At 65.7% G+C, this 23,198-nt stretch carries 26 protein-coding genes; 11 read left to right on the forward strand and 15 right to left on the reverse strand.

Annotation, left to right across the window (positions count from 1 at the left end):
* The first annotated feature begins 139 nt into the window (after window positions 1-139).
* From CH278_RS21465 to mnhG, 6 genes are read left to right on the forward strand one after another with little or no spacing between them, the layout of a single operon-like run.
* The gene (locus CH278_RS21465) at window positions 140-2,989 is read left to right on the forward strand and encodes a Na+/H+ antiporter subunit A (RefSeq protein ID WP_094622780.1); all 2,850 of its coding nucleotides are present in this window, start codon (window positions 140-142) and stop codon (window positions 2,987-2,989) included.
* The gene (locus CH278_RS21470) at window positions 2,986-3,657 is read left to right on the forward strand and encodes a Na(+)/H(+) antiporter subunit C (protein WP_256991887.1); all 672 of its coding nucleotides are present in this window, start codon (window positions 2,986-2,988) and stop codon (window positions 3,655-3,657) included. Before CH278_RS21465 ends, CH278_RS21470 begins: the two co-directional genes overlap by 4 nt.
* Window positions 3,654-5,297, forward strand: coding sequence for a Na+/H+ antiporter subunit D (locus CH278_RS21475; RefSeq protein ID WP_027498466.1), 1,644 nt, complete (start codon window positions 3,654-3,656; stop codon window positions 5,295-5,297). Before CH278_RS21470 ends, CH278_RS21475 begins: the two co-directional genes overlap by 4 nt.
* Before the next feature lie 2 nt (window positions 5,298-5,299).
* Window positions 5,300-5,941, forward strand: a complete 642-nt coding sequence (locus tag CH278_RS21480) for a Na+/H+ antiporter subunit E (RefSeq protein ID WP_245154133.1) — start codon at window positions 5,300-5,302, stop codon at window positions 5,939-5,941.
* Window positions 5,938-6,195 carry a monovalent cation/H+ antiporter complex subunit F gene (locus CH278_RS21485; RefSeq protein ID WP_094622782.1) on the forward strand — a complete coding sequence of 86 codons (258 nt, stop codon included), beginning with the start codon at window positions 5,938-5,940 and terminating at the stop codon, window positions 6,193-6,195. The genes CH278_RS21480 and CH278_RS21485 overlap by 4 nt, the downstream gene beginning before the upstream one ends.
* Window positions 6,192-6,533 (forward strand): monovalent cation/H(+) antiporter subunit G, encoded by a 342-nt coding sequence (gene mnhG, locus CH278_RS21490; RefSeq protein ID WP_094622783.1) that lies wholly within the window; start codon window positions 6,192-6,194, stop codon window positions 6,531-6,533. Before CH278_RS21485 ends, mnhG begins: the two co-directional genes overlap by 4 nt.
* Here mnhG and CH278_RS21495 read toward each other — a convergent pair.
* The 5 genes from CH278_RS21495 to CH278_RS21515 all read right to left on the reverse strand — a co-directional run bounded on the left by CH278_RS21495 (window position 6,499) and on the right by CH278_RS21515 (window position 10,731).
* On the reverse strand, window positions 6,499-7,788 hold the full coding sequence (locus CH278_RS21495) for a phosphatase PAP2 family protein (RefSeq protein WP_094622784.1): 1,290 nt from the start codon (window positions 7,786-7,788) through the stop codon (window positions 6,499-6,501). The two genes, mnhG and CH278_RS21495, sit on opposite strands and share 35 nt — an antisense overlap.
* 38 nt (window positions 7,789-7,826) lie before the next feature.
* The gene (locus tag CH278_RS21500; RefSeq protein WP_256991886.1) at window positions 7,827-8,957 is read right to left on the reverse strand and encodes a glutamate--cysteine ligase; all 1,131 of its coding nucleotides are present in this window, start codon (window positions 8,955-8,957) and stop codon (window positions 7,827-7,829) included.
* A 1-nt stretch (window position 8,958) separates the two neighbouring features.
* Window positions 8,959-9,681, reverse strand: coding sequence for a superoxide dismutase[Cu-Zn] (gene sodC, locus CH278_RS21505; protein WP_032365131.1), 723 nt, complete (start codon window positions 9,679-9,681; stop codon window positions 8,959-8,961).
* 96 nt (window positions 9,682-9,777) lie between these two features.
* Complete coding sequence (locus tag CH278_RS21510; RefSeq protein ID WP_179274498.1) at window positions 9,778-10,314, reverse strand: LytR C-terminal domain-containing protein; 537 nt, start codon at window positions 10,312-10,314, stop codon at window positions 9,778-9,780.
* Window positions 10,315-10,395: 81 nt separating this feature from the next.
* Window positions 10,396-10,731 carry a DUF3263 domain-containing protein gene (locus CH278_RS21515; protein WP_032389011.1) on the reverse strand — a complete coding sequence of 112 codons (336 nt, stop codon included), beginning with the start codon at window positions 10,729-10,731 and terminating at the stop codon, window positions 10,396-10,398.
* A 295-nt stretch (window positions 10,732-11,026) separates the two neighbouring features.
* Between CH278_RS21515 and CH278_RS21520 the strand changes: the two genes are divergently transcribed.
* From CH278_RS21520 to CH278_RS21530, 3 genes are read left to right on the forward strand one after another with little or no spacing between them, the layout of a single operon-like run.
* Entirely contained in the window at window positions 11,027-11,629 is a 603-nt protein-coding gene (locus tag CH278_RS21520) for a peptide deformylase (RefSeq protein WP_027498476.1), read from the forward strand.
* 8 nt (window positions 11,630-11,637) lie between these two features.
* Window positions 11,638-12,609: an N-acetylglutamate synthase, CG3035 family gene (locus CH278_RS21525; RefSeq protein ID WP_441344197.1), complete on the forward strand. Its 972-nt coding sequence runs from the start codon at window positions 11,638-11,640 to the stop codon at window positions 12,607-12,609.
* A gap of 11 nt (window positions 12,610-12,620) precedes the next feature.
* Window positions 12,621-13,421, forward strand: a complete 801-nt coding sequence (locus CH278_RS21530; protein WP_094622785.1) for an exodeoxyribonuclease III — start codon at window positions 12,621-12,623, stop codon at window positions 13,419-13,421.
* Here the strand turns inward: CH278_RS21530 and CH278_RS21535 are convergent.
* The 3 genes from CH278_RS21535 to CH278_RS21545 all read right to left on the reverse strand — a co-directional run bounded on the left by CH278_RS21535 (window position 13,391) and on the right by CH278_RS21545 (window position 14,870).
* Window positions 13,391-13,987, reverse strand: coding sequence for a hypothetical protein (locus CH278_RS21535; protein ID WP_032406518.1), 597 nt, complete (start codon window positions 13,985-13,987; stop codon window positions 13,391-13,393). The genes CH278_RS21530 and CH278_RS21535 overlap by 31 nt on opposite strands.
* An 85-nt stretch (window positions 13,988-14,072) precedes the next feature.
* Window positions 14,073-14,429 carry a GNAT family N-acetyltransferase gene (locus tag CH278_RS21540; RefSeq protein WP_045840626.1) on the reverse strand — a complete coding sequence of 119 codons (357 nt, stop codon included), beginning with the start codon at window positions 14,427-14,429 and terminating at the stop codon, window positions 14,073-14,075.
* Between the two features lie 114 nt (window positions 14,430-14,543).
* The gene (locus CH278_RS21545) at window positions 14,544-14,870 is read right to left on the reverse strand and encodes a GNAT family N-acetyltransferase (protein WP_027498479.1); all 327 of its coding nucleotides are present in this window, start codon (window positions 14,868-14,870) and stop codon (window positions 14,544-14,546) included.
* Between the two features lie 301 nt (window positions 14,871-15,171).
* On the opposite strand from CH278_RS21545, the gene thiD reads away from it, so the two are divergent.
* Window positions 15,172-16,026 carry a bifunctional hydroxymethylpyrimidine kinase/phosphomethylpyrimidine kinase gene (gene thiD / locus CH278_RS21550; protein ID WP_032374726.1) on the forward strand — a complete coding sequence of 285 codons (855 nt, stop codon included), beginning with the start codon at window positions 15,172-15,174 and terminating at the stop codon, window positions 16,024-16,026.
* Here thiD and CH278_RS21555 read toward each other — a convergent pair.
* From CH278_RS21555 to thiO, 7 genes are all read right to left on the reverse strand, one after another.
* A complete protein-coding gene (locus CH278_RS21555) occupies window positions 15,988-16,809 on the reverse strand; it encodes an adenylate/guanylate cyclase domain-containing protein (protein ID WP_027498481.1) in 822 nt (273 codons plus the stop codon). The two genes, thiD and CH278_RS21555, sit on opposite strands and share 39 nt — an antisense overlap.
* Window positions 16,810-16,845: 36 nt before the next feature.
* Window positions 16,846-18,312, reverse strand: coding sequence for a M20/M25/M40 family metallo-hydrolase (locus CH278_RS21560; protein WP_094622942.1), 1,467 nt, complete (start codon window positions 18,310-18,312; stop codon window positions 16,846-16,848).
* A 25-nt stretch (window positions 18,313-18,337) separates the two neighbouring features.
* Window positions 18,338-19,108 (reverse strand): ABC transporter permease, encoded by a 771-nt coding sequence (locus CH278_RS21565; protein WP_027498483.1) that lies wholly within the window; start codon window positions 19,106-19,108, stop codon window positions 18,338-18,340.
* Window positions 19,108-20,070, reverse strand: a complete 963-nt coding sequence (locus CH278_RS21570) for an ABC transporter ATP-binding protein (RefSeq protein WP_027498484.1) — start codon at window positions 20,068-20,070, stop codon at window positions 19,108-19,110. Before CH278_RS21570 ends, CH278_RS21565 begins: the two co-directional genes overlap by 1 nt.
* Before the next feature lie 266 nt (window positions 20,071-20,336).
* Window positions 20,337-21,089: a thiazole synthase gene (locus tag CH278_RS21575; protein WP_027498485.1), complete on the reverse strand. Its 753-nt coding sequence runs from the start codon at window positions 21,087-21,089 to the stop codon at window positions 20,337-20,339.
* Window positions 21,082-21,297: a sulfur carrier protein ThiS gene (gene thiS, locus CH278_RS21580; protein ID WP_032369838.1), complete on the reverse strand. Its 216-nt coding sequence runs from the start codon at window positions 21,295-21,297 to the stop codon at window positions 21,082-21,084. The genes CH278_RS21575 and thiS overlap by 8 nt, the downstream gene beginning before the upstream one ends.
* A complete protein-coding gene (thiO, locus tag CH278_RS21585) occupies window positions 21,294-22,346 on the reverse strand; it encodes a glycine oxidase ThiO (protein ID WP_081371280.1) in 1,053 nt (350 codons plus the stop codon). Before thiO ends, thiS begins: the two co-directional genes overlap by 4 nt.
* A 158-nt stretch (window positions 22,347-22,504) precedes the next feature.
* Between thiO and thiE the strand changes: the two genes are divergently transcribed.
* Window positions 22,505-23,197: a thiamine phosphate synthase gene (gene thiE, locus CH278_RS21590; protein WP_027498488.1), complete on the forward strand. Its 693-nt coding sequence runs from the start codon at window positions 22,505-22,507 to the stop codon at window positions 23,195-23,197.
* The last annotated feature ends 1 nt before the right edge of the window (window position 23,198 follow it).

Below are 23,198 nucleotides of genomic sequence, written 5' to 3' on the forward strand. Positions count from 1 at the left end.
TCGGTCCGCTATTTCTCAAAGACCGAGTCTTCGGAGACCCAGGTCGATTTCACACACAATTTCACGACCCTACTCATCGCCGCCCTACGACCACCGCCCCGGCCCGAAAGCCGAGGCGACCGAGACGACGGAGTGATTTTTGCTCGCTATTCTTCTTGCGCACGCCGCCGCCGCGCTGCTCGCGCCGCTTCTCGTCCGGTGGTGGGGACGTACTGCATTCTTCCCTTTGGCCCTGGTGCCACTGCTCAGCCTGATCTGGGTGTTCGGCAACTGGAACACCGACCAGAAGCTGCACATCGAATGGGTTCCCGGCCTGTCGATGGACATCGACATGCGCTTCGATTCGCTCGCCGCCATCATGTCGTTGCTCGTTCTGGGCATCGGTTCGCTGATCCTGCTGTACTGCGCCCGCTACTTCGAGGACGACGAGCCCAGGCTGGGCCTGTTCGCCGCCGAGATGGTCGCGTTTTCCGGAGCCATGTTCGGCCTGATCACCAGCGACAACATGCTCGTGCTCTACATCTTCTGGGAAATCACGACGGTGTTGTCGTTCCTGCTGGTCGGCCACTATGCAGAACGCGCGTCGAGTCGGCGCGCCGCGACGCAGGCTCTGCTCGTCACCACCGCAGGTGGTCTGGCGATGCTGGTGGGCATCATCGTCCTCGGCCAGGCCGCTGGGTCGTACAACCTGTCCGACGTCGTCGCGAACGCCCCGGGCGGCTGGCTGCCCGGAGTGGCGATCGTGTTGATCCTCATCGGCGCACTGAGCAAATCGGCCATCGTGCCGATGCACTTCTGGCTGCCCGGTGCCATGGCCGCGCCGACGCCGGTCAGTGGTTACCTGCACGCCGCCGCGATGGTCAAGGCCGGTATCTACCTGGTCGCGCGCCTCGCTCCGGGTTTCGCGGACTCCGGTCCGTGGCGCGCCACGGTCATCAGCCTCGGCTTGCTCTCGATGATTCTGGCCGGGTGGCGAGCACTGCGTGCATTCGACCTGAAACTGATTCTGGCGTTCGGCACGGTCAGCCAGCTGGGCTTCCTGATGGTCCTGGTCGGCATCGGATCCGAGAAGGCCATGTTGGCCGGTCTGACGATGGTGATCGCGCACGCGATGTTCAAGGCCACGCTGTTCATGGTGGTCGGCATCATCGACCACACCACCGGCACCCGAGACATTCGTAAGCTCGCCCACCTGGGCAAGAAGGCCCCGTGGCTCGCCGCCATTGCAGCGCTCGCGGCGGCGAGCATGGCCGGACTACCACCGATGATCGGCTTCGTCGGCAAGGAAACAGCCCTGTCGGCCGTGATCAGCACGCCGACGCTCGACCCCACGGTCGCGGCTGTCGTCGTCGCGGGCCTGGTGATCGGCTCGATTCTGACGGTCACCTACAGCATTCGGTTCGTCTGGGGCGCGTTCGCCCGCAAACAGCTCAAGCGTCCGAGCCCGTCCGTCAGGGCCATGCATGCACCCTCCGCATTGTTCCTCGCCGCGCCCGCGTTCCTCGCCGTTCTGGGTCTGATCGCCGGATTCACGTCCTCGGTCGTCGACCACATCGTCAGTCCCTACGCCCGAACCCTGCCGTCGTACGGGCAGGAGCCTTACCACCTGGCGTTGTGGCACGGGTTCAACCTGCCGCTGGCGCTGACCGTCGTCGTCGTCACCGGCGGCGTCGGGCTGTTCATCGCACACCGGGTGGTCAACCGACTCAAATTCGAGCATCCGCCGCTCGGTAACGCAGACCGCATCTACGACAACGTGCTCAAGTCCATGGACACCCTGTCCATTCGCTTGACCGGCACCACGCAGCGTGGTTCGCTCCCCCTCACTCAGGGCACGATCCTGCTGACGCTGGTGCTGCTGCCGATCATCGTGTTGATCGTCGGCCAAGAACCCGGCCTGGATTACACGCTGTGGAACACCCCGCTGCAGCTGGTCATCGGAGTGATCATGATCGCGGGTGGCCTCGGCGCGACAGTGATGCGCAACCGTCTGGCCAGTGTCATTTTGGTCGGACTCACCGGGTACGGCTGCGGCGTCATCTTCGCCATCCATGGCGCTCCCGACCTCGCCCTGACTCAGTTCCTCGTCGAGACTCTGACCCTCGTGGTGTTCGTCCTGGTACTGCGCAAACTGCCCGCCGAGGTCGACGACCGGGGCTCGGCTGGTTCGCGTGGCCCCCGCGCCGCACTCGCCGTTGCCGTCGGAGCGACCGTCAGCGTGCTCGGCGCGTTCGCGATGAACGCCCGCAGTGCCGCGCCGGTCTCACTGCAGTTCCCCGAGGCCGCGTACGAGCTCGGCGACGGCAAGAACATCGTCAACGTGATCCTCGTCGACATCCGCGCCTGGGACACACTCGGCGAAATCTGCGTACTCCTCGTCGCCGCGACGGGCGTGGCCAGCCTGGTGTTCCGCAACCGGCGGTTCGGCAGCGCTCCGCGGGTGTCCGACGCCCCCGCCTCGTCGTCGGACACGAACGACGCGGCGGAGACGACGTGGCTGCTCGGCGGCGATCTGATCGATCCGCGGCATCGTTCGTTGATTCTCGAGGTCACGACGCGGTTGATCTTCCCGACGATCATGGTGCTGTCGATCTACTTCTTCTTCTCCGGGCACAACGCCCCCGGCGGCGGTTTCGCCGGTGGACTGACGGCGGGCTTGGCGCTGGTGCTGCGGTATCTCGCCGGCGGCCGGTACGAGCTCGGTGAGGCCGTTCCGATCGACGCAGGCAAGATCCTGGGTCTCGGGTTGATCTTCGCGGCCGGGACCGCGGTGGCGTCGATGTTCCTCGGCGCTCCGGCGCTGTCGTCGGCGACGTTGGAAGTGACACTTCCTCTCCTCGGTGACATCAAGCTCGTCACCGCATTGTTCTTCGACCTCGGTGTGTATCTCATCGTGGTCGGGTTGGTACTCGACGTGCTCCGCAGTCTCGGCGCGCGTCTCGACGCACAGGTGGAAATGCAGAGCCAAGGCCGAGTGAGTGCCCCATGACCGCAGATGTCGGAATGCTCGTCATCGTCGGCGTTCTCGTCGCATCGGGTGTGTACCTGCTGCTCGAACGCAGCATCACCAAGATGCTGCTCGGTCTGCTGCTGTTCGGCAACGGAGTCAATCTGTTGCTGCTCACCGTCGGTGGCCCGGCAGGTACGCCGCCCATCGTCGGCCGGGACAACTCTCTGCACCAGAACATGGCCGATCCGTTGGCTCAGGCCATGATCCTGACGGCGATCGTCATCACCATGGGTATCGCTGCCTTCGTGCTCGCGCTGGCGTATCGATCGTTCACGCTCAACACGAAGGACGACCTGGAGAACGACCCCGAGGACACCAAGGTCTCCCAGCGCCGTTCGATGGCCGAAGCACCGGACCGCGACCGTTCCGACGACCCGGTCACCGGTGAGCCGAGCTTCGGGGGCGACGCCTTCGACTCGAAGGGCAATCCGATTCCACTCGAGCAGATCAGGAACCTCGAAGATCTCGAGTGCTACGAGGATCTGCACGACGGCGACTTCGACAACGACGACGACAACCCCCAGCTGCGCGGTCTCGACGGCCTCGACACGGCCGAGAAAGACGACAGCCGACCTGAGCACCCCAGCACTGACCACTCCAGCGCTGACGACTCCAGCACCGACGACACGAAGGGAGACGACAAGTGACGATCTCCCCGGGCGTGATCGATGCCCTGACCCCGCTGCCCGTGCTCATCCCGATGCTCGCCGCGGCGCTGACGCTGGTGCTCGGACGTCGGCCCCGCGCGCAGCGTTTCATCACTCTCGCCGCGCTGACCGCGGTGGTCGCGATCTCGTCGATGATGCTCTATCTCGCCGACCGCGACGGGACCAGCGCACTGCAGGTCGGTGGCTGGGATTCACCACTGGGCATTTCGCTGGTGGTGGACCGGCTGTCGGCGATGATGCTCGTCGTCTCGTCGATCGTGCTGCTGGCCGTCATGGTGTACTCGATCGGACAGGGTATTCGCGACGGCAGCGAGAATCAGCCGGTATCGATCTTCCTGCCCACCTATCTGGCCTTGACCGCAGGCGTCTGCAACGCGTTTCTCGCCGGCGACCTGTTCAATCTGTTCGTCGGCTTCGAGGTACTGCTCGCCGCCTCGTTCGTGTTGCTGACGCTCGGTGCGAGTGCCGACCGGGTTCGCGCCGGTGTGTCCTACGTGATGGTCTCGATGGTCTCCTCGCTGATCTTCCTGATCGGCATCGCACTGGTCTACGGTGCCACCGGAACACTGAACCTGGCGCACATCGCCGTGCGGATGGACGACATCCCGTCCGGCACCCGCACCGCCATCTTCGCGGTGTTGCTGGTCGCGTTCGGCATCAAGGCCGCGGTGTTCCCGTTGTCCACGTGGCTACCCGACTCGTACCCCACGGCCCCGGCTCCGGTCACCGCGGTGTTCGCCGGCTTGCTGACGAAGGTCGGTGTGTACGCGATCATTCGCGCACACACGCTGCTGTTCCCGGACGGCTCACTCGACAACGTTCTGATGGTCTGCGGCCTGCTGACGATGCTCGTCGGCATCCTCGGCTCCATCGCACAGAGCGACATCAAACGACTGCTCTCGTTCACCCTCGTCAGCCACATCGGTTACATGATCTTCGGTGTCGCGCTGTCGACTCAATCGGGATTGTCCGGCTCGATCTATTACGTTGCGCACCACATTCTGGTGCAGACGACGCTGTTCCTCGTCGTCGGCCTGATCGAGCGCCAGGCCGGTTCGTCGTCCCTGCGACGGCTCGGCGGCTTGGCCGCGGCCAGCCCGGTGTTGGCCATTGTCTTCCTGGTGCCGGCCCTCAATCTCGGTGGTATTCCACCGTTCTCGGGGTTCATCGGCAAGGTCGCCCTGCTGCAGGCCGGCAGCGACCAGGGCAGCGTACTGGCCTGGTTGCTCGTGGCCGGCGGCACCGTCACCAGCCTGCTGACGCTGTACGTGGTTGCTCGTGTCTGGACCAAGGCGTTCTGGCGAGCCCGCGCGGACGCCCCCGAAGGCGATCTCGCGGACAACAGCCCCTCTGCGCTGCTCGACGATTCCTCGGACATCCAGTTCGGTGACCGCGAGGATGTGGGCCGCATGCCCGCCTTCATGTTGATCCCGACGATCGGCCTCGTCGTCGTCGGTTTGGCGATGACGGTGTTCGCCGGGCGCATCATCGACATCAGCGATCGGGCGGCGGCGGATCTGCGGGATCGCTCGGTGTACATCGACGCGGTGCGTGGAGCCGAATTCGTCGGCGATCAGGCCTACGAACAGGCACGCGCAGACGAGGAGGGCACCCGATGAAGATGAACCGTTCCTTCCTGCTGCGAATCTGGACTCTGGCATGGCTGACGGCTATCTGGGTTCTGTTGTGGGGCAACGTCTCTGCTGCCAATATCCTCGGTGGCCTCGCGGTCGGCCTGCTCATCATGGTGCTGTTGCCGTTGCCGCGGGTGCCGGTCGAGGGCCGCATCCACGTGTTCTCGCTCGTCAAGCTTGCAGTCGTATTCCTTTATTACGCAGCCGAATCCAGCGTCAGTGTGGCGTGGTTGGCGATCCGCCCGAAGGCACCGCCGGTCACCGGTGTGCTGCGCTGCCGCATCGCCATCAAGTCCGATCTGGTGCTCACCCTTTTCGTCGACGCGATGAATCTCGTTCCGGGAACGATGGTCCTCGAGATCGATCGCACCCGACGCCTGCTGTACGTGCACGTGCTGGACATGGGGACGCAGAAGGCCGTGGACGGCTTCTACGCTTACGTCCGGAACCTGGAGAAGCTGTTCGTCGCGGCCTTCGAGCGTGACTCCGACTGGAAGCCGAGCCCCCTGCATTACCAGGAGTACGAGCAATATCACGGGGTTCTCGGCGACGATCCCGAATCGGGCGACCTCGATACCCCGCGCGACGACAAGATGACCGACGACAACAGGAAGGGGGACTGGTCGTGACCGTCGTATTGGCGATCGCAGGCGCGCTGCTGCTCGCCGCCGCGATCCTCACCGCATTCCGGCTGCTCGACGGCCCGAGCACCTTGGACCGGTTGGTCGCGATGGACACCATCCTCGCCGTGTCGATGTGTGGGCTCGGTGTGTGGGCCGTCTACAGCCGCGACACCACGCTGGTGCCTGCCATCGTTGCGCTGTCCCTGGTCAGCTTCGTCGGGTCGGTCAGCATCGCGCGATTCAGAGTGAGGGACGAATGAGCACGGTAGCCCAGGTCATTGCCTCGATCTTCATCCTGATGGGAGCTCTGCTGGCTTTCACGGCCGCCGTCGGCATCGTGCGCTTTCCCGACACCCTCTCGCGTATGCACGCGGCCACCAAGCCGCAGGTGGTCGGCTTGATCATGGTGTTGGTCGGCGCGATCATCAGCCTGCGCGGCAATGTCGATATCTGGATGCTGGTGCTGGTCGGCATCTTCACGCTCGTCACCGCTCCGGTGATCGCGCACACCGTGGGACGCGTCGCCTACCGGGAACAGCGCGGGCGCGACGGCCTGCTCATCGTCAACGAGATGGAACCGAACGAACCCGATCAGTGAAGCGCGAGCGATCGGCGAAGAACGCGGTATGGAATCCGAACGCCATGCCGATCAGAATTCCGAGCACGAGCGGACCGAACACCAGTGGGTTCGCGGCGAACTCCTCGGCGAGGTAGCGGTAGCTCAACAGTAGTACGGCCATCGCGACGCAACCGTAGGTCACCAGCGTGATCCGGTCGCGGTCCCATCCCCGTTCCGGGTCGCGCAGCAACGATTCGATGGTGAGGCACAGTATCGCGCCCGCGACCAGGTCGACGCCGTAGTGGTAACCGAATCCGAGCGTCGCGGCCAGTGTTCCCACCAGCCACAGTGTGCCGCCGGTGCGCAGCCACCAGGGACCGCGTCGGGAATGGATGAAGATGCTCAGTGCCCACGCGGTGTGCAGGCTGGGCATGCAGTTGCGCGGCGTCTGCAAGTCGAACGGGATCTCGCCGAGGGTGCCCGAGAGCGGAACCGACTGCGTCGGCCACGACTCGAACGCGAACATCGGGCCCACCACCGGAAACAGCAGGTAGAACACCGGTCCGACGAGTCCGATCAGCAGGAACGTGCGGAACAGGAAGTGTTTCGGCCACGCCGAGCCCGCGGCGACCCCACGCAGTTGGTACAGCGCAACGATGATCGCCGCGACGGGGAGCTGAATGTAGATCCAGTGCAGCGTTCCCTCGGCGACCGGGCCGAGTCGGTCCAGAATGCTGCCGAGCACCCAGGACGGATTTCCCAGCGCATGATCGGCGGCGTATGCGTATTCGTCGAGAACGTAGGGCCGGACCAAGGTCGTGATGTGCAACCAGGCATCACCCGCCTTGGTCGCGAGCAACAACAGTGCGCCGAGGGCGACGCCGCGCATCGCCCGAGTGTCATGCCGCCGGACGACATGGAACGCGAGCGCGACCAGCACCAGCGACGGCCCGTTCCCGACGGTCGGCGGCACATCGAACAGATACCGACCGCCCAGTACAACGGCGTCGAGCGCAGCAGCGACGGCCAGTACGCGCAGGCGGGTGGAGTTGTTCAGACCTACCGTGGCCAGGACCAGCGCCGCCCACGGCAGCGACATCGACTTCGGTGTTCCGAACATGTCGTTCCACATGCTCGGCAGCGGGCCGGGGAAGTTCCATTTCCACGCGACGACCTGCAAAGTCACCAGGAACGCTGCCACGAGGACGGCACCGACGATCAGAGGACGAACAGAGTCCTCACGTGTCGCATCGACCTCGACGCTCTCGACGTCCCCCTGCAGCACGCCGTTGATCGTAAACGCTGAGTGAACACAAAATTAAATACAGAGGGTCACGATTGGAGATCGGTGACCAACGACTCCACGACGGCACGCAGATCGCCGCCGGATTTCGCGGCCACGGCACGCTGGCGTTGATACGAGGCCCCGAGGCGGGGAATGTCGGCCACCGCGGCAAGCTCGTCGACGCAATTCAACCGGACCGCCGTCGGCGTCAATTTCTCCAGCAGGTCGTGCAGATCGTCGGTGACCAGCCGCTCGTTGCTGTCGGCGTCGAGAATGATCTCGGCGTCGAGGCCGTACCGGGCAGCTCGCCACTTGTTCTCCTGGACGTGCCACGGCGGGATCGTCGGCAGGGTCTCGCCCGCTTCGAGTCGTTCGTCGAGATGCACGATCAGGCAGTGCGTCAACGCGACGAGGGCCGCGAGTTCACGCTTGGTCGATGCGCCGTCGCACACCCGGACCTCGATGGTTCCCCACTTCGGCGCCGGGCGGATATCCCAGTGCATCCCCCCGAGTTGCTCGATGACGCCGGTCTTGAGCTGATCACGAACGAAACCCTCGAACTGCGACCAGTCGTCGAACTGAAACGGCAGACCGGCCGTCGGCAACTGCTGAAACATCAGTGCTCGGTTGCTGGCGTATCCGGTGTCGTTGCCCGCCCAGATCGGCGACGACGCCGACAGCGCCAACAGATGCGGGTACTGCAGAAGCAACGAGTTGAGGATGGGAAAGACCTTGTCGGGAGAGGACACCCCGACGTGGACGTGCACGCCCCAGATGAGCATCTGTCGACCCCACCACTGGGTACGCGCGATGAGCTCGTCGTAGCTCGGGGAGCTGGTCAGTTGCTGCGTCGACCATTCCGCGAACGGGTGCGTCCCGGCCGAGAACAGATCGATCCCCAGAGGATCCGCGGCTCGGCGCACCAGGTCCAACGAGCCGCCGAGGTCCTCCATGGCCTCCCCGACGTTCTCGCACACTCCGGTGACGAGTTCGACGGTGTTGCGCAGCAGTTCCTTCGTCACCCGAGAGGTGTCTCCGGCGAGGTCACGAACGCCGTCCATGACTGCCTCGGCGGAGTTGACGAGATCCCGCGTGCTCTTGTCGACCAGCGCGATTTCCCACTCCACGCCGAGCGTGGGTCGCGGAGAACTCGCGAAGTCGATCCGGGGAGCGTTCAAACTACTTCAGTACCGCGCACGCCGCCCGAGCACCGGCATCACCGGTCATCAGGGTCGCCATGTCGGGTACCGCAGCACCGTCGGGCAACGTGTACCGCGGCGGGATGTTGGCGAAGTTGTCGGCACCCTCGTGCACGATGACCGACGTTCCGGCACCACCGGCGCGCAGGTCGTCCAGCGTGATCGCATCGGTGGTGGTGACCAGGCGGCCCGTGCCGTCCTCGCCCACCTGGATCGACGACAGGTCGCCGCTGGAGGGGTGTTCGGTGCGTCCGTCGACCTGCAGGTGACCACCCGCAGAGAGGAAGTTGCCCGGCTCGCCGCCGGTCGGCGCTACGGAGTTGGGCTCGCAGGCACCGACGGTGTGGACGTGGAAGCCGTGGAAGCCCGGCGTCATGTTCTCGACCTCGGCCGTGACGGTGAGCTTCTCGCCCTCCGACGCGAACGACACGGTGCCCACCTCGGCACCGGACGCGTTGCGGAGCACGCCTTCGATCATGTTCTCGGAGCTGCCTTCCGAGCCACTCTCTGCCCGACCGTCACCGGCGACTGCGGCCGCGGACGGGTCTGCTTCACCGGTCCACACCGGCGGCACCGTGCCGGGTGTGTCGGACGCGACCTCGCCGTTGCTGCAGGCAGAGAGCCCGAGAGCGGCGATCGCGAGGACCGGGGCCACGTAACGCAAAGAGCGGGTCGCAGCAGTGCGTCGCTTGAACAGGTCCATCGAAGAGTGCTCCTCTTTCGGGCAGGGTGAAGGGCTTGCAAAATCATAACGTGCCGACCGATTCGGCCGAACCGGACAGGTTGTCATGCCGGCGAGTTACTGCGTCACGATGACGACGACACCCGCGGTGGATTCGAGTGAACTGGGCTTGGGCTCGGCCGGAATGCCGAGTTGGGTGGCGATCGTCTGCGCTGCCTGCTGCTCACCGGTGTCTGTGCCGTAGTACACCGCGGTCTGGGCGAACTGGGCTTCGCTGAAGTTGCCGGTCTCGGCGACCGTCCAGCCCTCGGCGGTGAGTGTGCTCGCAGTTCCGGCGGCGAGCCCGGAGACGTTGGAGTTGTTGAGCACGCGCACCTCGACGTCGGCGGCGGCGCGAGAGGTGGTTGCTGCGGCGGACGTGGTCGACGACGCGGCAGGAGCCTGCGCGGCGGGAGCTTGAGTACCGGGAGCTTGGGCCACCGGAGCAGCTGCCGTCGTCGTCGCGGCAGCGGGCGGTTCTGCTGCCGCATCCTCGGAATCGGAGCCGGTCAGAGACAGGGCACCGATCGCTGCGAACAGGATCGCGAGCGAGATCAGCACCATGGCCAGGGCACGGAGGGGTGGCCCGGTCTGTTCCGGGTTGGGGCTGCTCACGTACTCGACCCTAGCCGACCGTCGACCGAGACCTTTTGGACGGAGCCCGGCACCGCTCGGCGGAAGCTCGGACGCCGAAGCTCAGACGTCGAAACCCAGCCGACGTGCAGCACGGGCCTTCTGCCTGCTCGCACGCAAGCGGCGCAGTCGCTTGACCAGCATCGGGTCTGCAGCAAGGGCTTCGGGACGATCCACCAACGCGTTGAGGATCTGGTAGTAGCGGGTTGCCGACATGGAGAAGAGTTCCTTGATCGCCTCTTCCTTGGCCCCGGCGTACTTCCACCACTGGCGCTCGAAGGACAGGATGTCGTGCTCTCGTCGGCTCAAGCCGTCCGCACCGACTTCGTTCGGATCCTGAGAGCCGTCCGATCCCGGTTGCTGAGACTGGTTCGAGTCACGCGCTGCTGCGCCGTCCATCCCACTCCTCGACTTCTCGACTCCCCTGGGCCCGTGCGACAACCGACCCCGGGGAAATCTGCTTCCCCCAGTGCTGCCGGCACCCGTACGAGTACCGACCGAACTTCGAGCGAATTACACAGTTGTACTTCGGGGATCATTCAACCACGTTCGACCGCCCGGACCCGGCTCCCGCGAGGTACTCGCGCGTGGCGTGTTCGTCGACGACCGAACCGCCGGTGCGACACTCGTCCACCGGCTCCGCTCTCGACGGGCCGGTGGGTAGGCCGGGCGTCACCCACTATCCTTGTCGACCATGGCAATTCTTCCCATCCGGATCGTCGGCGATCCGGTGCTCCACACTGCGACCGATCCCGTCACCGAGTCGCCGGCCGAGCTCGCCGAGCTGATCGCCGACATGTACGAGACGTTGGCGGCTGCCAACGGCGTCGGACTGGCCGCGAACCAGGTGGGCGTCGGTAAGCGTCTGTTCATCTACGACTGCCCCGACCAGGGCGCGGACGGCAAGGTGTTCCGCCGCCGCGGAGAGGTCGTCAACCCGGTGCTCGAGACGTCCGAGATTCCCGAGACGATGCCCGACCCCGACGATGACGACGAGGGGTGCCTCTCGGTCCCCGGTGAGCAGTACCCCACCGGTCGGGCCGACTGGGCGCGAGTGACCGGTACCGACGCCAACGGCGATCCGGTGGACATCGAGGGCCGCGGGTTCTTCGCCCGGATGTTGCAGCACGAGGTGGGTCACCTCGACGGCTTCCTCTACACCGATGTGCTCATCGGTCGCCACGCGCGAGCGGCGAAGAAGGCGATCAAGCGCTCCGGGTGGGGCGTCCCCGGCCTCAGCTGGGTGCCGGGCACCGTCGACGACCCCTTCGGCCACGACGACGAGGACGAGGACTGATCGCTGCCGTGACCGTTCCGCCGGGGACGCGGGTGATGCTGCGGTACCGACTGCCACCCGGCCACACCCATCCGATGACGGACGTCATCGGGGAATTGGTGTCGGCCGACGCGGTCGCGGTGTCGGTCCGCGCCAAGGACGGCGCTCTGGTCCAGGTGGCCGCCGATCGCATAGTGGCCTTGAAGCCGTTGGGCCCCAAACCTGTTCGCACCTCGGAGATTCGGGCTCTCGAGGCGGCCGCGGCCGATGGGTGGCCGGGTGTCGAACAGGAGTGGATCACCGGCTGGCAGTTGCGATTCGGGCACGGCTTCACCGGGCGCGCCAATTCGGCCGTGCCTCTCGAGCCCGGCGCAGCAGCAGATTCCGAGACGGTGGCCGCGATCTCCGCCCGCTACGACGCACGAGGACTGTCGCCGATCCTCGCCCTCCCCGACCGTCTCGCGACCGCACCGGCCGGCTGGTCGACGTTCAACGAGACCGTCGTCATGGCGGCGGACATCTCGAATCTGGTTCTACGCGAAGGTGATTCGGCTGTCGCCGTCACTCCCGAACCGACCGCCGACTGGTTGAGTTCTCTGCGCTACCAAGGCAGAGAAGCGTCGACGGGTGCTGCCGAGGTGGTCTCGGCGGTGCGCAACGGAACTCTCGGTTTCGGCGCGATCGGGAACGCAGGAGTCGGATCGATCGCAGTGGGCCGAGCGGCCGTCACCGCGGCCCCGGACGGTCGGTCGTGGGTGGGCTTGACCTCGCTCTGGGTGTCCCCCGAGCATCGCCGCAACGGTCTCGGCACGCTGATGTGCGGTGAGTTGGTGCGGTGGGGACGCGAGAACGGCGCCACGCACGCATACCTTCAGGTGGCCGTCGACAACACCGATGCCCAGTCGCTGTACCGCGATCTGGGGTTCGGCGAGCATCACCGCTATCGCTACGCGCGCCCGGACGACGCGATCGGCCGCGAGCCTGTCGGACGCGTTCTATAGGGTTCCTTCCCGTGCGCTTTGCTACCTGGAATGTGAACTCCGTCCGCTCTCGGCAGGATCGAATCGTCGATTGGTTGCAGCGATCCGACGTCGACGTGCTGGCGATGCAGGAAACCAAGTGCAAGGACGCACAGTTTCCGTACGAGCGGTTCACCGAGATCGGCTACGAGGTTGCCCACGTCGGGCTCAGTCAGTGGAACGGCGTGGCGATCGCGTCGCGCGTCGGCTTGGACGATGTGCAGGTCGGCTTCGAGGATCAGCCCGGGTTCAGCAAGGATCCCGAGGTCGAGGCCGCAGACGAGGCCCGCGCCATCGGAGCGACCTGCAACGGGGTGCGTATCTGGAGCCTGTACGTGCCGAACGGCCGCGAGCTTGCCGACCCGCACTACACCTACAAGCTCGAGTGGCTCGCGGCCCTGAAGGCCGACGCGCAGGCGTGGGTGGCGGCGGACCCGCAGGCGCAGATCGCGCTCGTCGGCGACTGGAACATCGCTCCCACCGACGACGACGTGTGGGATCCCGCCCTGTTCGAGGGCAAGACTCACACCTCGCAGCCGGAGCGTGATGCCTTCGCGGCATTCTCCGAGGCCGGTTTCACCGAGGTGACGCGGCAGTTCACTCCCGAGCCCAGGACGTTCACGTACTGGGACTACACCCAGCTGAGATTTCCGAAGAAGCAAGGTCTGCGCATCGACATGGCGTTGACCTCACCTGCTCTGACGGCTCGCGTGACCGGCGCATCGATCGATCGCGAGGAGCGCAAGGGCAAGGGTGCCAGCGATCATGCTCCGGTGATCGTGGAGATCGGCTGAGTAGGGCGGACCGAACTGCCGGCCACCGCTCGCGCAGCGATGATCGCTCCCACGACAATCAAGATTCCGTGGGCGATCCGCACGGCCGGTGGGGTGTAGAACTGCGGGAGATACAACACGAATCCGGCGGCCAGCACCATCGCATAGCGGTTCCGTAGAGCGAACATCACCAGCCCGACGGCGATCGACACCAGTCCGAGGCCGAACATGACCGTTTGCACGATCGAGTAGCGAATCGGATCGACAAGGTCTAGCAGCCCGGGGTTCGAGTTCGCGGCGGCGTCGATGCCCAGCGCGTGCAGCGCGAACGTCTCCGCACCGTAGTACGGCAGAAGCAGTCCGACGCCGATCCAGGTAGTGACCACTGCCGGATCGGACCGTCGACCGCCGTAGAGCACAACCAGTCCGAGTGCGATGAAGCCGAGCATCGCGAAGGTATGGGCCGTCACCCAACTCGAGGATGCGAAGGCGTCCGCTCCTGCACTGCTCATCTCGTCCGAGTAGGGGCGCAATACGGGGTAGAGGCCGAACATGAGGCCGACGAAGACATACAGAGCTGCACGCATCGGGAGTACCCAACCTTTCGAGAGCGGCGCTCTCTACAGGGAGCAGTATTCACCCTCGACACACTCCAGGCAAGAGCAGTGCTCTCTATTCGACCACCAGGTCCAAGAACTCCGGGTGCTGCGCCAGGTAGCGACGGACGTAGGTGCAGATCGGCACGATGCGCCAGTCGCGGTCGCGCGCGGTGTTCAGCGATGCGCGCACGAGCACTCCTGCCCAGCCGCGGTCGCCGTATTCCTCTTTGACGACCGTGTGCATCAGGGCGACAACCGATTCGTCGCCGGCTGCATCGTCGCCATCGCCGAACCGATAGCCGAGGATGCCGACGAGATCGTCGTCGACGAACAGATCGAATCTGTTGTGATCGGCGTTGTCCTCGATGCGGACCGAGGGGCGCTCGACCGGAATCGCCGCGTCGGAGCGACGGTGAATGATGTGACTCATGTCACTTATGAGACCAGAGTTGCTCGAGTGTCGCGGGGAAAGTGCACCGATCGACGCCGAGTCGAGTCCTTTACGTAACCAGCCCTGGTGTGACCGGCCGGGCAGTGCGAGTACTCAGAGAGCGACGAGCATGTCGTTGTACTCGGGGTTGGCTGCCGCGAAGCGCTGGACGTAGGTGCAGACCGGCTTGACCTTCCAGCCGTAAGACCGCGCGCTGTCGAGGGCGCGGCGAACCAGAATGCCGGCCAAGCCTTGATGACCGAAGTCCTCGGTGACGACGGTGTGCATGAATGAGACGACATGCGTGCGTGTCGCACGGGCTCCGTTTCCTTCGACTTCGAAGAATCCGACGATGCCGACGAGGTCGCCGTTCAGTCGAAGCTCGAAGCGATTCTGGTCTTTGTTGATCGAGACATCAGCACTGGGAGAACTCGCAAGCATGGACGCCTCCTTTGCTGGGTGTGGAGTGGTGGAGGAACTTCGGAACCGAGACGGTATGTGACGTGCACCACTATTAAACATGCGCGAGGTGGGTCTGTCACCTTTTCTACCAACAAACCTTCGGATGCGTAGGTTTGTCCATCGATCCCGAACCGGATGCTGGTACAGCTCATAAGTGTCCCCGTGCGCCGTTGTGATACAACAACATTCAAAGTGTCACCATGTTTTCACCAACATTCACCTCCGGCGTCTCGCCTGCCGAGACCCTGCCGATCGCGGCCCGCCGGTACTGTCGTCTCTCGTGAAGTTCCTACCGCTCACGCCCAACGGCGAGACTCCCGTCCGCGCGCTGACGATCGCCGGAACCGACTCCGGCGGCGGTGCCGGAATTCAGGCGGACAGTCGCACGATGGCCATGTTGGGCGTGCACGCATGTGTTGCCGTCGCGGCGGTGACGGTCCAGAACACCGTCGGCGTCACGGGCTTCCACGAGATCCCGCCGGAGATCGTCGCGGCTCAGGTTCGCTCGGTGGTATCGGACATCGGCGTCGGCGCAGCGAAGACCGGGATGCTGGCGTCCACCGCGATCATCGAGGCCGTCACGGCCGTGTGCACCGAGGTGGGTATCGGCCGCGACCACCCGGTTCCGCTCGTCGTCGACCCGGTGTGCGCGTCCATGCACGGTGACCCCCTACTGCACGCCGAGGCGCTCGACGCCATCCGGCACACGCTGTTTCCCATCGCCTCGCTGGTGACTCCCAACCTCGACGAGGTTCGGTTGATCACCGGCATCGATGTCGTCGACGACGCCGGCGCGCGTCGCGCCGCCGAGGCGCTGCACGGATTGGGCGCGCAATGGGCCCTGGTCAAGGGCGGTCACCTCCGCACCTCGACCCACAGCACCGATCTACTGTTCGACGGCGACACCTTCCTCGAATTCACCAGCGAACGCATCGACACCGGCAACGATCACGGCGGCGGCGACACCCTCGCGGCCTCGATCGCGTCGGCGCTGGCCCACGGATACTCGATGCCCGACGCGGTGGCGTTCGGCAAGGAATGGGTCACCCGTTGCCTGGCCGCGTCCTACGACCTCGGTGCGGGCCACGGCCCGGTGTCACCGCTGTGGCGACTGCACGAGTCGGAGAATGCGTAGGTCGTCGGGTGCGCCCTTGATCTTCGGAGCGAAGAAGCTGCGCCGATAAGGCTTGGCGACCACGTGCAACGCGTCGAGCACCTCCGGTGACACGGCGTCGAGTGCGGCGGCCGAGATCATGATGTTGCCGTTTCCGCCGGTCTGCATGACCCGCGCTGCGACGGTGACGTCGACACCGAGCCAGTCGGAACCGACCTGACGCGGGCTTCCGGTGTGGATTCCGACTCGCATCGTCGGGGTGTAGCCGTCGACGTTCACACTGGTGAGGGCCTCGCGCGCCGCGAACACGGCGTCGACGGCTTTGCCCGCATCGGCGAACACGGCCATGATGCCGTCGCCCAGTCTTTTCACGACGTGGCCACCGCGGAACACGACCTCGGGTTCGACGGCTTTGGAGACTTTGCGGAGCAACGTCAATGTGGCGGTATCGCCCGCGCGCAGCGACCACGACGAGAACCCGACGAGATCTGTGAAGACGATCGTGACGTCCTCGTCGCCGCGGCCCCGACCGGCTCGCTCGAGGATGGCCTGCCACACCTGCAGGGCACCGAGGCCGAGTTCGCGGGAGGCACCCGGTTCGTCGTCGAGTCCGTTCGCTGCCAGGAACCGATCCGCCACCCGCGCGACGGCCAGTGCGCGTCCCGGACCGTCGATCGACAGCGGATCACCGAACGTGGGGTCACCGGGTAATGCGCGACGCACACGCCGAACCGCCCCGACGACGGTGGGCGCTCGGTTGGTGGTGCGGACCCACTCCACCACCGAGGAGACGACTGCGTTCACAGCATCGAGCGTAACTCACGGTTACACATACTTCCCCTACCCTTCGGCGCGTGCGGCCTCGCGCGCAGCCCCGACAAGTACTCCGTTGGGGCCTTCCACCGACTGCGCGTAGACACCGATGCCGTACGCCACGGCGGCACCGTTCCTCGCCAGCGCCGCGCGGTCGACGTTCGCCAGGGTGTCCTGATCGGTGTGGTAATTCTCGTCGAACGTCTGATCGGCCGTGCCACCCCACTTCGCGGCCTGCTCGGCGGTCTTGTTCTCGTCCGCGCCGCTGAAGACACCGCCTGCGGGGATGCCGACCTCGATGAACGGCCCGTAGTCGGATCGACCGTCGAAATCCGTACCGTCGACGGCGATACCGTCGGCCGCCAAATGCTCGACGAACGTGCGCTCGATGGCGTCGGATCCCGCCGGTCCCGCGGGCTCACCGACCTGGTCGGAGTCGTCGCCGTCGTAGGCGAGGTAGCCGGGGTTGTGCGAGCCGATCATGTCGAAGTTCAAGTACAGCGCGATGTTTCGCTTGTCCTCGTCGGACAGGCCCTCGACGTACTTGGTCGAACCGACGAGCCCGTTCTCCTCGGCACCCCAGAATGCGAACCGGACCGCGTTGGTCACCTCGGGTGCACTGCCCATCTGCAGAGCAGTCTCGAGCACGGCGGCGGTGCCGGTGCCGTTGTCGTTGATGCCCGGGCCCTCGGGGACGCTGTCGAGGTGGGCGCCCGCGACCACCACGTTCTCGGTCGAGCCGGTGGTGGTCTGCGCGATGATGTTGCGGCTCGTGGTCGACTCGGTCGTCGTGACGAGAGTCAACGTGACCTCGGGGGCCGCGAGGACCGCTGCCCCGTCCTCCTGGCTGACACCGCCGGTCGGAATCTTCGCGGTCTCGGAATCACCGAGCGTTCCCGAATCCAGTGGTCCGGGTTCGTTGTTGACGATGATCGCTGCTGCCGCACCCAATTCGGCGGCGACGGTCTGCTTCGCACCGAACGGGCACACCCCTCGCGGCACGACTGCCACCGCTCCCGTCAGGTCGAGACCGGCGTAATCGGCTGCCTCGCACCCGTCTGCCCCGGCGGGAGCGCCGACGACGCGTGCGGTGATCCCCTCGGCGGACGTGGTGGGCGAGTAGCTGAGCGCGAACACCGGAATCTCGGTGCCCGCGAGCGACAGGGTTTGCGTCTGCGCCTCGAAGGTGTCGAAATCGAATTCGGGAGTGGTGACGTCGAATCCGGCCGATTCCAGTTGGGAGACAACGTAATCGACACTCGCGTCGTACCCGGCAGTCCCGGCCGCGCGGTTACCGTCGTGCGCGGCGGCGATGTCCTCTAATTCCTGCAGGTGCCCGACGAGGGCATCCTCGGTGACCGCTTCCGACAGTCCGGCCCCGTCGGGTGTCGCGAAAACTCTGGCCGGTTCCTCGTCCCCCGTACCGGAGGAGGACGAGCAACCGGCCAGAATCAGGACAGTGACGGCGCTACCTGCAAGCAAGGAAATCCGCATAGCGGACACCCTACCCAGGCAGGTGTCAGGCGTCCCGGCGATTGACGACGAACACTGCCACTCCGAAGATCACCGCGGTGAAGACGACGAAGTAGATCAGGCTGCCGACGGGTCCCCAGTGGAAGTCCGTTCCCGCGGATCCGCCGAGGAAATGGTCGGCGTTCTTGAACGGCAGGAACGGCTGAATCTTCTCGCCGACCTTCGGGATGATCCCGACGAGGTTCTCGATGAGCAACGGCCACAACAACAACACGGCGATGGCACCGGCGGACTGGCGAATCAGCGCACCCACGGCAACGGCCAGAACGATCTGCACGAACGCCAGAATTGCGGTGCCGTAGACGACGCGCCAGGTGCCGTCGACGTCGAAGCTCAGCAATGCGCCGGCTTCCTCACCGGCGATGGATTTGGCCAGGAACAACGCGCCGAAGGCGAGAACCAACGACAGCACTGCCCCGTACACGCCGACGATCAGTGCCTTCGCACCGAGCACCGAGGCCCGGTTGGTGATCGCCTGGAACGTGGTTCGGATCAGGCCGAAGCGGTATTCGCTGGTGACGGTGAGTGCACCGAGGATCATCAGCACCATGATGCCGAGTCCGCCGACGCCGCTGCCGACGACGTCGTATGCGGTGGTCGGTGGCAGACCTTCCGGCGCATCCGGGCCGACGGCGGTCTTTGCGGCCCAACCCAGGATGGCTCCGAACCCGAGGCCGAAGACCACCACGATCGCGCTGCACCACCACGGCGACTTGGTCGAGGTGAACTTGATTCTTTCTGCTGCCAAGACGCCCATCAGAGTGCACCGCCCATTGCTTGCTGAGTGTTCTGGTCTTCGGCTCCCGAGCCGTGATATTGCACTGTGTCTCCGGTGAGTTTCATGAATGCTTCCTCGAGCGAGCCGCGCTGAGAGGCCAACTCGTGCAATGTGATTCCGGCCCGGCCGGCGAGGTCGCCGATCGCGTCGGTGGTGGAGTTCAGCACGACGAGCGAGGGCTGCAGTTCGTCGGACTTGTCCGGCTCACGCACCGTGAGGCCGGCGGTGGTCAGCACCTGACGTAGGCCGTCGAGTTGTGGGCTGCGCACGCGTACCGAGGCCTCGGAGGCATGGTCGATGAATTCCTGCACCGAGGAATCCGAGATCAGCTTGCCGCGTCCGATGACGATGAGGTGTTCGGCCGTCTGCGCCATCTCCGAGAGCAGGTGGCTCGACACCAGGACCGTGCGGCCCTCGGCTGCCAAGCGCTGCATGAACTTTCGGATCCAGACGATGCCCTCGGGATCGAGTCCGTTGACCGGCTCGTCGAACAACAACACCTTGGGGTCACCGAGAAGAGCGCCGGCGAGACCGAGCCGCTGCGACATGCCGAGCGAGAATCCGCCCGCATTCTTCTTCGCTACCTCGGACAGGCCCACCAGCCGCAGCACCTCGTCGACGCGGGACTTGGGGATGCCGTTGGACGCGGCCATCCATTCCAGGTGCGCACGCGCAGATCGGTTGGGGTGCACCCACTTGGCGTCGAGCAGAGCGCCGACGGTACGCAGTGGCTGCTTCAGGTGGCTGTAGCTCTTGCCCTCGATGGTCGCCGTCCCCGAGGTGGGGCGGTCGAGCCCGAGAATCATTCGCATCGTGGTGGACTTGCCCGCACCGTTCGGTCCGAGAAAGCCGGTCACGATGCCGGGTTTGATGGTGAAGGTGAGGTTGTCGACCGCCGTCACCGCTCCGTACTGCTTGGTCAGTCCTGTCACTTCGATCATGGGACAACTGTCCCCGATCGACGACGTGTCCACATCGCCCCACAGTCGCGACTTGCATCATCCTTTTGGATGACACAGACCCTGAGACAGCCGAGGCCTGGATGCGTCACGCGGTCGCCTGAGCGCAGCCGCAAATGCGCGCGCGTTTGCCAGATGCGCGGGGATTCGCCCTTGTTTTCGCCACTATTCTGCGCGCGTTTCGCAAACGCGCTCGCGTTTGCGAAATACGCAGCACCACACAAAGGGCCGCGCCGCCGACGCAGCCGCTACATCGGCGAGCTTGCCTGCGCCCAGAATCGTTTCGGGATGCGGCCTGCATGTCGGGCCTGGTAACCCGCCGCCACCGCATGTCTCATCGCCGACGCCATCAGCGCCGGGTCCTTCGCGCGGGTCACCGCGGTGGCGAGCAGCACTGCGTCGCAGCCGAGTTCCATCGCGAGGGTGGCGTCGCTGGCGGTGCCAATGCCCGCGTCGAGGATCACCGGTACCCCTGCGGCCTCGACGATCATCTCGATGTTGTGCGGATTGGCGATGCCGAGGCCGGTGCCGATGGGTGAGCCGAGCGGCATGACGGCAACGCAGCCGATGTCTTCGAGACGCTTGGCCAGTACCGGGTCGTCGGTGGTGTACGGCAGCACCTGGAAACCGTCGTCGACGAGTTGCTCTGCGGCCTTGACCAATTCGATGGCGTCGGGCAGCAGGGTTCGCTCGTCGGCGATCACTTCGAGTTTCACCCAGTCGGTCTCGAGCGCCTCGCGGCCGAGCTGCGCGGTGAGCACGGCCTCGGCTGCTCCCCGACACCCCGCGGTGTTCGGCAGCGGGGCGATGTTCAACCGCCGCAGCAGATCGAGCACTCCCGTTCCACCCGCGGCGTCGACGCGGCGCATCGCGACGGTGGTCAGTTCGGTTCCCGACGCGACGAGGGCTTCCTCGAGGACGGCGAGGTTGGCCGCTCCCCCGGTGCCGGTGATGAGCCGGGACGTGAAGGTGCGATCGGCGATGGTGAGTGCGCTAGCCACCCTGAACCGCCGTGAGAACGTCGATGGTCCAACCCTTTTGGACGTCGGTGGTGTCCCATTGGCTCTTGGGCAGCACGGCACCGTCGACGGCGACGGCTATACCTTTCTCGGGCAGGCCCAGAAATTCGAGCAGCCGACGCATGGTCATGTCCTCGGTGAGCAGGTGATCCTCGCCGTTGACGGTGATCCCGATGGCAACCTGGGTCATGGTGTCCTTTCGATCTGTGAGAAGCGTTCGGGTGTGGCGGCTTTCGCCTCGGGCAGCGTGTCGCCCGATATCAGCGCGGCGACGGCGTCGGCGGTGATCGGCGCGAGCAGAATGCCGTTGCGGCCGTGCCCGGTAGCGACGATCACGTTGTCGGCGAGTCTGCCGATCATCGGCAGTCCGTCGGGGCTCATCGGCCGTAAACCTGCAGCGGTTTCGTACAGTTCGTACTCGCCGATACTCGGCATGAGTCGTTCGGCGTCGGCGATCAGGTCTCGTACCCCCGCCACGGTGACCTGGGTGTCCTCACCGGATTCGTATTGTGTTGCGCCGACGACCAATCCGTCGCCGCGTGGCACCAGGTACACGGGTCGGCCGTGCACGGTTCCGCGGATGGTGCGGTGCGGTGGCGGTGCGGCGCTGGGTCGGCGACGCAGCCGCAGGATCTCGCCTTTCACCGGCCGGACGGGCAGTGTCGGCCACAGTGCGGCGCAGCGCGAACCGGCGGCCAGGACCACCTGATCGGCGTCGGGAATTGCGTCGACCGAGGTTGCCACGAACTCCACTCCGGCGTCGAGACATCCCTGCTCGAGCGCGGTAACCAGGGCCCGATTGTCGACGGACAGCTCGGTCGGTGCCAACAACGCGAGCCGAATGTTCTGCGCCAATGCAGGTTCGAGTTCACGCACCTGCGCGCGGCCGAGAATCTCGAGCTCGTGTCCCTGCTCGCCCACCCATTCGGCGATCGTGCGCAGGTCGGTGGCGTCGGCGGAGTCGAGGGCGACGGTCATCGATCCGGTGGCCGAGAACACCGACGGGCCGGGAAGGCGTCCGGCGAAGTCCGGCCACCGCCCGAGCGACGCGGCACCGAGCCGTAGGAGTTCGTGTTCACCGGGCCACCCCTCGGACAGCGGGGCCAGCATGCCCCCGGCGACCCACGACGCGCCTCGACCCAGCGCAGGATCGTGCACCACCACCCGATGGCCGTCCTCCGCCAGTCGTAGTGCCGTCGACAGCCCGATGACGCCTCCGCCGATAACGACGATATGCACGCGATTCACGTCCTCACTCCCTGCGCCCGCATGATCGGGTTCAGGTATTGACGGTAAGGGCGGCGAACCCACTCTCAGCCCCACGATCCCCGGGACTCCCGCGATATGTCGGCCACTCCGTCGTCGGTCGCGGCTGCCATGAGAATACAGTTCGTTTCGTGCACCCAACTCAGACCGTCCGCAACCAGACTCCTCGCGAGCGTCTTGCGTCCGCTCGCCTCTACCTGTGTACCGATGCCCGACGCGACAAGGGCGATCTCGCGCAGTTCGCCGAGGCCGCGTTGTCCGGTGGCGTCGACATCATCCAGCTGCGCGACAAGAACTCCGCCGGTGAGCGCCAGTTCGGGCCGCTCGAGGCCAAGGACGAGCTCGCTGCGCTGGCGATTCTGCTCGCGGCCACCAAGCGCCACGGCGCCTTGCTGGCCGTCAACGACCGCGCGGATCTGGCGCTGGCGTCCGGTGCCGATGTCCTGCATCTGGGCCAGGGCGACCTGCCCGTGCACTACGCGCGCCAGATCCTCGGCCCGGATGTGGTGATCGGACGCTCGACGCAGAACCGCGCGCAGTCCTCGCTCGCCGCGATCGAGGACGGCGTCGACTACTTCGCCGTCGGGCCGGTGTGGCCGACGCCCACCAAGCCCAACCGCTCGGCCGCCGGCCTGGAAACTCTGCGGGCTACCGCGGATGCGTTGCCGGAGCGGCCGTGGTTCGCCATCGGCGGCGTCGACGCGACCAATGTGGATCAGGTTCGAGCGGCGGGAGCCGAGCGCATCGTGGTCGTTCGGGCGATCACCGAAGCACGCGATCCGCAGGCAGCCGCACGCGCGCTGGTACAAGCTCTACAGAACTGAC

The sequence above is a fragment of the Rhodococcus sp. 05-2254-5 genome (assembly GCF_002258575.1).
In the GTDB taxonomy this organism is placed as follows: Bacteria; Actinomycetota; Actinomycetes; order Mycobacteriales; family Mycobacteriaceae; genus Rhodococcoides; species Rhodococcoides fascians.

Bases quoted from the DNA above. Each gene is read 5' to 3' on its own strand.
- sodC (WP_032365131.1), bottom strand. From the start codon at position 9,681: ATGGACCTGTTCAAGCGACGCACTGCTGCGACCCGCTCTTTGCGTTAC.
- thiS (WP_032369838.1), bottom strand. From the start codon at position 21,297: ATGACCCAGGTTGCCATCGGGATCACCGTCAACGGCGAGGATCACCTG.
- CH278_RS21565 (WP_027498483.1), bottom strand. From the start codon at position 19,108: ATGGGCGTCTTGGCAGCAGAAAGAATCAAGTTCACCTCGACCAAGTCG.
- CH278_RS21540 (WP_045840626.1), bottom strand. From the start codon at position 14,429: ATGAGTCACATCATTCACCGTCGCTCCGACGCGGCGATTCCGGTCGAG.
- CH278_RS21480 (WP_245154133.1), top strand. From the start codon at position 5,300: ATGAACCGTTCCTTCCTGCTGCGAATCTGGACTCTGGCATGGCTGACG.
- CH278_RS21560 (WP_094622942.1), bottom strand. From the start codon at position 18,312: ATGCGGATTTCCTTGCTTGCAGGTAGCGCCGTCACTGTCCTGATTCTG.
- CH278_RS21520 (WP_027498476.1), top strand. From the start codon at position 11,027: ATGGCAATTCTTCCCATCCGGATCGTCGGCGATCCGGTGCTCCACACT.
- CH278_RS21470 (WP_256991887.1), top strand. From the start codon at position 2,986: ATGACCGCAGATGTCGGAATGCTCGTCATCGTCGGCGTTCTCGTCGCA.
- CH278_RS21545 (WP_027498479.1), bottom strand. From the start codon at position 14,870: ATGCTTGCGAGTTCTCCCAGTGCTGATGTCTCGATCAACAAAGACCAG.
- CH278_RS21515 (WP_032389011.1), bottom strand. From the start codon at position 10,731: ATGGACGGCGCAGCAGCGCGTGACTCGAACCAGTCTCAGCAACCGGGA.
- CH278_RS21570 (WP_027498484.1), bottom strand. From the start codon at position 20,070: ATGATCGAAGTGACAGGACTGACCAAGCAGTACGGAGCGGTGACGGCG.
- CH278_RS21535 (WP_032406518.1), bottom strand. From the start codon at position 13,987: ATGCGTGCAGCTCTGTATGTCTTCGTCGGCCTCATGTTCGGCCTCTAC.
- mnhG (WP_094622783.1), top strand. From the start codon at position 6,192: ATGAGCACGGTAGCCCAGGTCATTGCCTCGATCTTCATCCTGATGGGA.